The 10,243-nt window shown below is 65.8% G+C and carries 7 protein-coding genes; all 7 read left to right on the top strand.

The genetic code is table 11. The annotated features are described in order from the left end of the window. The first annotated feature begins 164 nt into the window (after positions 1 to 164). On the top strand, positions 165 to 1,409 hold the full coding sequence (locus F6S12_RS27270) for an exonuclease SbcCD subunit D C-terminal domain-containing protein (RefSeq protein WP_011061024.1): 1,245 nt from the start codon (positions 165 to 167) through the stop codon (positions 1,407 to 1,409). Further along, on the top strand, positions 1,406 to 5,050 hold the full coding sequence (locus tag F6S12_RS27265) for an AAA family ATPase (protein WP_315869529.1): 3,645 nt from the start codon (positions 1,406 to 1,408) through the stop codon (positions 5,048 to 5,050). Before F6S12_RS27270 ends, F6S12_RS27265 begins: the two co-directional genes overlap by 4 nt. Beyond that, positions 5,047 to 5,667: a glutathione S-transferase gene (locus F6S12_RS27260; RefSeq protein ID WP_123473285.1), complete on the top strand. Its 621-nt coding sequence runs from the start codon at positions 5,047 to 5,049 to the stop codon at positions 5,665 to 5,667. The genes F6S12_RS27265 and F6S12_RS27260 overlap by 4 nt, the downstream gene beginning before the upstream one ends. Positions 5,668 to 6,067: 400 nt before the next feature. Next, complete coding sequence (locus F6S12_RS27255; protein ID WP_315869528.1) at positions 6,068 to 7,981, top strand: HAF repeat-containing protein; 1,914 nt, start codon at positions 6,068 to 6,070, stop codon at positions 7,979 to 7,981. Between the two features lie 137 nt (positions 7,982 to 8,118). After that, positions 8,119 to 8,760, top strand: a complete 642-nt coding sequence (locus tag F6S12_RS27250) for a DUF1345 domain-containing protein (RefSeq protein WP_065363903.1) — start codon at positions 8,119 to 8,121, stop codon at positions 8,758 to 8,760. An 80-nt stretch (positions 8,761 to 8,840) separates the two neighbouring features. Further along, positions 8,841 to 9,680 carry an AraC family transcriptional regulator gene (locus tag F6S12_RS27245; RefSeq protein WP_015635414.1) on the top strand — a complete coding sequence of 280 codons (840 nt, stop codon included), beginning with the start codon at positions 8,841 to 8,843 and terminating at the stop codon, positions 9,678 to 9,680. Between the two features lie 50 nt (positions 9,681 to 9,730). Beyond that, the coding region (locus F6S12_RS27240) for a LysE family translocator (protein ID WP_315869527.1) at positions 9,731 to 10,243 on the top strand (513 nt) is incomplete at its 3' end.

Below are 10,243 nucleotides of genomic sequence, written 5' to 3'. Positions count from 1 at the left end.
GGCCAGGGCACTGCCGTACCGCGTCACTGAACGCCGACCCCACTTGGCGGCGCCGGGGCATTTGCCACGGCTCGGGCATGAACACGCATTTGCCAGTAAACTCTCTGCCCTTTCGCCGCGGTCACCCTTATGTGCGGCCAAGCCTTTTGCATGCGGAGCCTGCCTTGCGTCTGTTTCACACCTCCGACTGGCACCTGGGCCAGAACCTCCACGGCCAGGAACGCGACTTCGAACACGCCTGTTTCCTGGAGTGGCTGCTGCGCCAGCTCAAGCACGAACAGCCCGATGTGCTGCTGATCGCCGGCGATATCTTCGACACCGTCAACCCGCCGGTCAGCGCCCAGGAGCGGCTCTACGACTTCATCGTCAGCGCCCACGAGCAGCAGCCTGCCCTGACCGTCGTGATGATCGCCGGCAACCACGACTCCGGCTCGCGCATCGAGCTGCCGGCGCCCTTGATGCGCCGCCTGCGCACCCACGCCCTGGGCCGGGTGCTGTGGCTGGACGACGGCCAGCTGGACGCCGAGCGCCTGCTGCTGCCGCTGCCCGACGCCAGCGGCCAGGTCGCCGCCTGGTGCCTGGCCCTGCCGTTCCTGCGGCCGGCGGAAGTCACCGGCCGCCAGCTGGGCGACGACTACCTCAAGGGCATCGCCCAGGTCCACGAATGGCTGATCGCCGCGGCCAACGCCAAGCGCCAGCCGGGCCAGGCCCTGGTCGCCGTCAGCCATGCGCACATGGCCGGCGGTTCGGTCTCGGAAGATTCCGAACGCAGCCTGATCATCGGCAACGCCGAGGCCCTGCCCGCCAGCCTGTTCGGCCCGGACATCAGCTACGTGGCCCTGGGCCACCTTCACAAGCCGCAGAAGGTCAACGGCGAGGAGCGCATCCGCTACAGCGGCTCGCCGATCCCGCTGTCGTTTTCCGAGATCGGCTACCAGCACCAGATCCTCGACGTGCGCCTGGACGGCGAGACCCTGGTCAGCGTCGAACCGCGGCTGATTCCCCGCGCGGTGAACCTGCAACGCCTGGGCCCGGCGCCCCTGGGGGAACTCCTGACCCAGCTCGGCGAGCTGCCGGACATCGACCTGTTGGCCGAGGAGCAGCGCCAGCCCTGGCTGGAAGTGCGGGTGCGCCTGGACGAGCCCCAGCCGGACCTGCGCCAGCAAGTGGAAAGCGCCCTGCAAGGCAAGGCCGTGCGCCTGGTGCGGATCGCCGCCGAATATGCCGGCAAGGGCGCAGGTGACGGTGAAGAGGCCAGTGCCGAGCTGATCGAGCTGGACCAGCTGACCCCCGAAGAACTGTTCCGCCGCGCCTGGCGCGACGCATACGCCAACGAGGTGGACGAAGCCACCCTCAAGGATTTCGCCCTGCTGTTGCAGGACGTCCAGCAAGAAGGTGAACAGCCATGAAGATCCTGGCCATCCGCCTGAAGAACCTGGCCTCCCTGGCCGGCCCCTTCGAGATCGACTTCACCGCCGAGCCCCTGGCCAGCGCCGGGCTGTTCGCCATTACCGGGCCCACCGGCGCCGGCAAGAGCACCCTGCTGGATGCCCTGTGCCTGGCGCTGTTCGGCGCGGTGCCGCGGCTGAACAACATCGGCCGCGAGACCAAGGTCCCCGAGGTCGACAGCGAGATCCTCACCAGCGACCCGCGCACCCTGCTGCGCCGCGGCACCGGCAGCGGCTATGCCGAGGTGGACTTTGTCGGCATCGACGGCCGTCGCTACCGCGCCCGCTGGGAAACCAACCGCGCCCGCGACAAAGCCACCGGCAAGCTGCAAGGCAGCCGGCAGAACCTCACCGACCTTGACAGCGAACAGCTGCTGAGCAACCAGAGCAAGAGCGAATACAAGCAACTGATCGAGGCCCGCCTGGGGCTCAACTTCGAACAGTTCACCCGGGCGGTGATGCTGGCCCAGAGCGAGTTCAGCGCCTTTCTCAAGGCCGACGACAAGGAACGCAGCGAGCTGCTGGAAAAGCTCACCAACACTGCGGTCTACAGCCAGTTGGGGCGCCGCGCCTACAGCAAGAGCAAGGAGGCCGAAGACGCCCACAAGGAGCTCAAGGCCCAGGCCAGCGGCATCAGCCCGCTGGAGCCCGAGGCCCGGGCCGAGCTTGAACAGCAGTTGAGCCAGGCCCAGCAACAGCTCAAGGAGCAACAGGCCCAGCTCAGGCAGTTGGAAGCCCAGCACGTCTGGCTCAAGGAACTGCGCCAATGGCAGGAAGCCCGGCAGAGCGCCGCCGAACAACTGCAAGCGGCCGAACAGGACGCCCAGGCCCTGGCCCCGGAGCGCCTGCGCCTGCAACGCCTGGAGCAACTGGCGCCGCAGCGGCACCAGTTCCTGCGCCAGGCAGAGCTGGGCGCCAGCCTGCTGCCGTTGCGCCAGCAGATCCAGCAGCAGGTCGAACAGCAAGGCGCCCTGCAACAACAGCAGGAACGCCTGCAACAGCAACTGCAGGACGCCGGCACGGCCCTGTCCCAGGCCCAGGAACAGCACAGCACCAGCGCCCCGTTGCTGCGCGAAGCCTTTGCCGAACAGGCCAACCTGGAGCGCCTGGGGCAGAGCCTGGCCCAGGCCGAGGCCCAACGCAGCCGCGCCGAGCAGGCCAGCACCGAGGGCCAGCAAGGCATCCAGCAACTGCTGGAAAAACAGCGCCTGGTGGGCGAACGCCTGGAGCGGATCGCCGGGCAACTGGCCCACAGCGTCGCCCTCGCCCCCTTGAGCGACGCCTGGAACGCCTACCGCGAACGCCTGCAACAGCTGATGCTGATCGGCAATCGCCTGCACCAGGGCCAGGCCGAACTGCCGGCCCTGGAACAGCGCGCCAGCAGCGCCGCCCAGCAACTGAGCGAGCAACGCACGCAGCTCGAACTGCTCTACAGCGAAGCCGGGGCCGAGCCCCAGGTGGTGGCCGAGCAGATCCAGTTGCTCGGCACCCTGCTCCAGGACAACCGCAAGCAGCAGCGCGCCGTCGAAGAGCTGGCCCGGCTCTGGGCCCAGCAACGCGAACTGGACCAGCGCGGCCAGGCCCTGCAGGACAGGCAGCAGGCGGTGGCCGCCCAGCGCGAGGAGCTGAACAAGGTCGGCCTGCAGGCGAAGGCCGAGCTGGTGGTGGCCGAGCAGACCCTGAGCGTCACCCAGGCCCTGCTGGAGCGCCAGCGGCTGGCCCGCAGCGCCAGTGTCGAGGAACTGCGCGCCCAATTGCAGAGCGACCAGCCGTGCCCGGTGTGCGGCAGCGTCGAGCACCCCTACCACCAGCCTGAAGCCTTGCTGCAGAGCCTCGGGCGCCACGACGAGAACGAAGAAGCCAGCGCCCGCAAGACGGTGGACAGCCTCAAGGAACAGCTCAACGAACTGCGGGCCCAGGTCCAGGGGCTGATCGCCCAGCAGAAGGAATTCCTCCAGCAGCAGGAACAACTGGCGAGCCAGCAGCAGGCCCTGGCCCCAAGCCTGCAAGCCCACCCCTTGAGCGCCAGCCTCCTGGACCAGGACCCGCCCAAGCGCGACGCCTGGCTGCAACAGCAACTCGACCAGCTGCAGCAGAGCATCACCCAGGACGAAAACCGCCAGGGCGCCCTGCTGACCCTGCAAAAAGATGCCGCGCGCCTGCAAAACCAGCTGCAGGCAGCAATCGACGCCAGCCAGCAGGCCGCCCAGCACCTGGACAAGCAACAGCAGCAACTGAGCGCCGACCGCCAGCGCCTGGACGAGGAACTGGCCAGCTTCAGCCACCTGCTGCCGGCAGAGGTCCTCGACGGCCTGCGTCGCGACCCGGCCAGCACCTTCATGCAGCTCGACCAGCAGGTGCTGCAACGCATCGAGCAACTGCGCGAGCAGCAGGAAGAGGCCGAAGAACAGCAACAACGCCAGCTGACCCTGGAAAAGGAACAGGACCGCCAGTTGACCCGCCAGCAGCAACTGGCCGAGGCCCAACAGCAGTTCGACACCCTGCACCAGCAGCAACAGGCCTGCCAGCACAGGCTCGCCGAACTGCTGGGCCTGCAACCCAGCGCCGAGCACTGGCAGCAGCACCTGGAGCAAGCCGTGGACCAGGCCCGCAGCGCCCAGGCCCTGGCCCAGCAACAGCAGCAGGCACTGCACCAGCAAGCGATCGAGTTGGGCGCCGAGCTCAAGGCCCGGGAAGAACGCCTGCAAGCCCTGGAAAGCGAACAACAGCAGCTGGCCGCCAGCATCGAGCAGTGGCGCGCCGGGCACCCGGAACTGGATGACGCCGGCCTGCAACAGTTGCTGGAGCTGGACGAAGAACAGGTGCAGCAACTGCGCCAGCGCCTGCAAGACAACGACAAGGCCATCGAGCAGGCCAAGGTCCTGCTGCAGGAACGCCAGCAGCGCCTGGAACAGCATCAGGCCCAGCACAACGGCAACCTGGAGACCGAGCAACTGGCCCAGGCCCTGGAACAGCTGCAGCAACAGGCCCAGGCCAGCGAACAACAGGTGGCGGACCTGCGTGCACGGCAAAGCGAGGACCAGCGCCGCCAGGCCGCCAACCAGGCCCTCAACCAACGCCTTGAACAGGCCTACGCCCAGTGGCAGCGCTGGGCCCGGCTCAGCGCCCTGATCGGCTCGGCCGAAGGCGACAAGTTCCGCAAGATCGCCCAGGCCTACAACCTCGACCTGCTGGTGCACCACGCCAATGCCCAACTGCGCCAACTGGTGCGCCGCTACCGCCTCAAGCGCGGTGGCAGCATGCTCGGCCTGCTGGTGCTGGACACCGAAATGGGCGACGAACTGCGCTCGGTGCACTCGCTGTCCGGCGGCGAAACCTTCCTGGTGTCCCTGGCCCTGGCCCTGGGGCTGGCCTCCATGGCTTCCAGCACCCTGAAGATCGAATCGCTGTTCATCGACGAAGGCTTCGGCAGCCTCGACCCCGAGTCCCTGCAACTGGCCATGGATGCCCTCGACGGCCTGCAGGCCCAGGGCCGCAAGGTGGCGGTGATCTCCCACGTACAGGAAATGCACGAACGGATTCCGGTACAGATCAAGGTCAGCCGCCAGGGCAATGGCCTGAGCACCCTGGAGGTGAAATGAGCACGCTGCAAACGCCGGGGGTGACCCTCTACTCCTTCCGCCGCTGCCCCTACGCCATGCGTGCGCGGCTGGCCCTGCGCTATGCCGGGGTGCCAATGCGGATTGTCGAAGTCAGCCTCAAGGCCAAGCCGGCCGAGATGCTCGCGCTGTCGGCCAAGGGCACGGTGCCGGTGCTGGCACTGGAGGATCGGGTGATCGATGAAAGCCTGGAGATCATGCACTGGGCCCTGGCCCAGCATGACCCCGAGGATTGGCGGCTCACGGCGGACCCGACGGCCCAGGCGCAGATGGCGGCGCTGATTGCCGAGAATGACCAGGTGTTCAAGGTGCACCTCAATCGCTACAAATACGCCGAGCGCTACCCCGAAGCGCCCATGGAGCACTACCGGGCCCAGGGCGAGGCGTTTCTGGCGCGCCTCGATAGCCTGTTGCAGCAGCGCCGCTATCTGCTGGCGGCGCATCCGAGCCTGGCGGACATGGCGCTGCTGCCGTTTGTTCGCCAGTTTGCCCATGTGGACCGGGAGTGGTTTGCCCAGACGCCTTATCGCTCCTTGCAGGAGTGGTTGCAGGAGCAACTCGAATCAGAGTTGTTCCTGGCAGTCATGGCCAAACAATAACTTTCACAAGATGCGCGCATCGGCAGCCTCAAATAGATTGAGCTGCCGAAATAACCGGCTTTCAGAATTTTCCTAAAGACTTCATCCGCAACTAATAACTAAACTAATTCGACACACAAAGTTCATATCCAACACAGCGATTAGTTAAACACCCAGTTACTACCCGCATGTAAGCAAGACAACTTCGACTCACGCCATCGCGCCCCGCCCGGCCCCAAACCCCAAGCCATCCGGGCTTCACGCCCTCATCACTGCGTAAACCAAGCCTTTACCTCGGCAGTAGCCTGCTCGCCCATAAAAAACTTCCATTACTCAGGCCGCTGTAATCATTTCCTTTTTCGCCAGGTTCATTACATTGAAATCGCCTTTTGCAACAGCCGCACTAACACTGATCTATGGAATGATTTATTCAGCACAGTCCTGTGCCGACACTACTATCGACCTGAGTTCTTTGGGCGCTGATGGCTCGGTAGCCTATGGCGTATCGGCTGACGGCCATTTCATCGTCGGCACTGCGTTCGCGAACGGCAATCAATATGCGTTCAAGTACAGCGATGCGACCGGCATGGTCAATCTGGGCACACTGGGTGGCGTTCAATCCTATGCCAAGGCCGCATCCGCTGATGGCAAGGTGGTCGTGGGGTTCGCCGGCGTCTCCAGTAACAACGCTCACGCCTTCAAGCACACCGACGCCACCGGCATGATCGACCTGGGCACCTTGGGAGGACTTACCTCACAGGCCACGGGCGTGTCCGCTGACGGCTCCGTTGTCGTAGGCGATTCGACTACCACCAATGGCGACTATCGTGCGTTCAAGCACACCGATGCGATGGGCATGATCGATCTGGGCACCCTGGATGCGGGCAACAGCGGCTACTCCTTTGCCACCGCCGTGTCCGCGGACGGCAGCATCGTCGTGGGATACGCTGATATCGATGCCAGCACAGACACGCAACACGCCTTCAAGCACACCGACGCGAACGGCATGATCGATCTGGGCACCCTGGGAGGGCAGACCTCACAGGCATTCGGCATCTCCGCTGACGGCCATGTTGTCGTGGGAATGGCCCAGACAGCTACAGGCGGCACTCAAGCGTTCAAGCACACTGACACTGCCGGCATGGTCGGCCTGGACTCCTGGGGTGGCGATTCCTTCGCTTATGGCACTTCCTCCGACGGTAGCGTCATCGTAGGTGTAGCCGCGACGGCCACTGGCTATGTCCATGCATTCCGGCACACCGATGCCAGCGGCATGGTCGACCTGGGCACCCTGGGCGGTGAAACGTCAGCGGCGACCGGCGTCTCCGCTGACGGCAATGTTGTCGTGGGCCTCAGCCTTACGGGTGAAGGAGCCATGCACGCCGCGCTATGGAAAATCACCGAAACAGGTTCCCACCTTGTCGACCTGGACAACACCCGCACCGCCATGGCCAGGAACGCCAATCGGGCCTGGGGGATGCTCGATTTGCGCAGCGAACAACTGGCTCGATTGATGAGCCAGGAATGCCAGATCGACAGTGGCTCGTTCTGTATCGGTGTGGGCCCAAGCTACAGCCGCAACGGCGTGGCCAGGCAGACCAGCATGAGCCTGACCCTGGGGGTTCGTCCCACCGAGCATCTGCGCCTTGGCGTGACCCTGGATCAGGACCTCGATCGGCAACTGCCGGACAACTACGCCAAGGCAGGCTCGGCAGCACCGGCGGTCGCCCTCTTCGCCGCCGTTGATGAAACAGGCCACGGGCTGGGTTGGCAGGGCCGTGTGGCCGCAGCCTATGTGTCTTCCAAGGTCGATATCACACGCGAACAACTGGCTTACACCGAGGCCGGCCAAGGGCGTTCGAGCCTACGCGGCAAGTCCTTGAGCATCGAAGGCGCCTACGGCGTGATGCTCAATGCAATGACCCTGACGCCGTATCTGGGCCTCAGCCAGACTCAGGTCAGCCGCCAGGGCTATCGTGAAAACAGCGGCGCGGTGTTTGCGGCCAGCTACGCGAAAATGGGCCGCACGACCACCAGCCTGAACCTCGGTGTGCGGGGCGCCAAAAAGCTCACCCGGCAGCTGGAACTCAGTGCCAACCTGGAGCTGACCCAGGACCTGCGCAACAAGCGCGATGCCTTTCACGCCCAAATGGAGTACCTGGGGCGCTACACCTACCAGGCCGGAAAACAGCACGACGCTCGCCTGGGGGCCGGCACGGGAGTGAGCTATGCCCTGAACGAACACAGCGCCGTGCATACGGGCGTGTTCTGGGCGCAGCAACCAGGTGGCAATGATGTGACCGGCATTCAGACAGCCTTCACTTATCAGTTCTGATAGCAGCCTGCCCCACCGGCCTGAATTCGAAGCCGGCCGGGGACGCGGGTGCACGTTCGCCATTCCGTGATTCGGGCAGGCCCGGGAGCCAGGCGCCATGCTAAGGTTTGGCCACTTCCACTCTCGCGAAAATGCCCATGTCCGTCGTCATCCGCACCCACCCCCGCTTGACCATCGGCGTCCTGATCGGCTGCGCCATTGGTCTGCTCGCTCCTGCCCAGAGCCTGACCGGCAAGATCCTCATTGGCTGGAACGCCGCTGTCTGGAGCTACCTGGCACTGATGTTCTGGCTCACCGTTCGGGCCCGCGCCGATGAGGTCAGGCGTATCGCCGAAGCCGAGGATGAAAACGCCGGCCTGGTGCTGTTGATCGTCTGTGTGGCGGCCATTGCCAGCCTGGTGGCGATCACCCTGGAGCTGGTGGGCAGCAAGGACCTGGACAGCACCCAGCGCCTGGTCCACTACGGCTTCACCGGGCTGACGGTGATCGGCTCGTGGCTACTGGTGGGGGTGATCTTCAGCCTGCACTACGCGCGCCTGTACTACACCTGGGACGGCAAGGAACCGGCGCTGCGCTTTGCCGAAGGCCCGACCAACCCGGACTACTGGGACTTCCTGTATTTCTCCTTCACCATCGGCGTGGCGGTGCAAACCTCGGACGTCGGCGTGGCCACCCGCGAGCTGCGCAAGATCGTCCTCGCCCAGTCGCTGATCGGCTTTCTGTTCAACACCGCAATCCTCGGTTTCTCGATCAATATCGCCGCCGGGCTGTTCAGTTGAGGCTGCACAAAACTTCTAGACCCCAGCCCTGGCACCGGCGTTAACTGACAGGGTTGCCGCCACGCCCCACGGACCGCCCCATGACCACGCCCAACTGGATCGACCTGGCCCAGGATGCCGACACCGGCATCGAGACCCTGCGGGCCCACTTCACCGGCCACGCCTATGACCCGCACTGGCACGACAGCTACCTGGTGGGCGTCACCGAGCAAGGGGTGCAGCAGTTCAACTGCCGCCGGGCCCGGCACCAGAGCACGCCGGGCAAGGTGTTCCTGCTGGAACCGGGGGAGATCCATGACGGCGAGGCCCCCACCGAGGGCGGCTTTACCTACCGCATGCTGTACCTCGACCCGCAGTGGCTGGAGCGCGAACTGGGGGCGCTGTTCGCCGAGGCGCCGGCCAATGCCCAACTGGCATTCGGCAGTACCCTGGCCAGCGATCCGCGCCTGGCCCGGGCCACCAGCGCGGCCTTTCACAGCCTGCACCATGGCGAGTTGCGCATCGTCCGCCAGAGCGCCCTGGACCAGTTGCTGGAACAACTGACCGGGCACTTGCACTGGCGCCGGCGCTACGCCCAGGACCCGCGCCTGCCGCTGGTGGCGCAACGGGCCCGGGACTACCTGCATGCGCACCTTGCCCAGGACCTGAGCCTGGAAGCCCTGAGCCAGGCCTGCGGGGTCGACCGCTTTCGCCTCAGCCGCGCCTTCAAGGCCGCCTTCGGCCTGCCACCCCATGCCTACCTGGTGCAACTGCGCCTGAGCCGGGCACGCCGCCTGCTGGCCGGAGGCGCAGCGCCGGCCGAGGTCGCCACGGCCCTGGGCTTTGCCGACCAGAGCCACCTGGGGCGCTGGTTCATGCGTGCCTACGGGCTGAGCCCGGCGTTGTATCGCAAGCGCTGCACAAAGCTTCCAGACGCCTGAAAGCAACTGGGCCAGGATCAACTGCCGATCACTTCCCAAAGTTGCCCGCCATGCCCCTGTCTCTCTCGACCCTGCTGCCCTTTGTGCTGTTTGCCTTTGTCGCCTCCATCACCCCGGGGCCGACCAATATCCTGGTGCTGAACAACAGCGCCCGCCATGGCCTGCGGGCGGCGCCGCCGATCATCCTCGGCGCAGCGCTGGCCGCGGCCGGGATCGTGCTGCTGGTGGGCGCCGGCCTGGGCGACTGGCTCGCCGGCAGGCCCAAGGTGCAGCAGGCCATGCAGTGGCTCGGGCTGCTGTGGCTCAGCTACCTGGCCTGGCAGATCTGGCAGGCCCCGGCCAGCGCCCTGGATGCCAGTGCCGGGCAGCCGCGCCGCCTGGGGCTGGCCGGCGCCGCCGCGTTGCAACTGGTGAACCCCAAGACCTGGATGATGGCCCTGGCGGTGGTCAGCGTGTTCGCCGGTACCGAGGCCGACCGACAGTGGCGGGCGCTGTGGCTGTCCCTGGTGTTTTTCCTCATCGCCCTGCCGTGCCTGGGCGCCTGGGCACTGCTGGGGGCCGGT

Source organism: Pseudomonas sp. JV245A, from assembly GCF_032424515.1.
Lineage (GTDB): Bacteria > Pseudomonadota > Gammaproteobacteria > Pseudomonadales > Pseudomonadaceae > Aquipseudomonas > Aquipseudomonas protegens.
The sequence above is the reverse complement of the archived record's forward strand: the minus strand, read 5'-3'. Positions and strand labels throughout refer to the sequence as shown.

What these genes read in the sequence shown, in the direction of transcription:
- F6S12_RS27245 (WP_015635414.1), top strand. Translation starts at nt 8,841, where the DNA reads ATGACCACGCCCAACTGGATCGACCTGGCCCAGGATGCCGACACCGGC.
- F6S12_RS27255 (WP_315869528.1), top strand. Translation starts at nt 6,068, where the DNA reads ATGATTTATTCAGCACAGTCCTGTGCCGACACTACTATCGACCTGAGT.
- F6S12_RS27250 (WP_065363903.1), top strand. Translation starts at nt 8,119, where the DNA reads ATGTCCGTCGTCATCCGCACCCACCCCCGCTTGACCATCGGCGTCCTG.
- F6S12_RS27265 (WP_315869529.1), top strand. Translation starts at nt 1,406, where the DNA reads ATGAAGATCCTGGCCATCCGCCTGAAGAACCTGGCCTCCCTGGCCGGC.
- F6S12_RS27260 (WP_123473285.1), top strand. Translation starts at nt 5,047, where the DNA reads ATGAGCACGCTGCAAACGCCGGGGGTGACCCTCTACTCCTTCCGCCGC.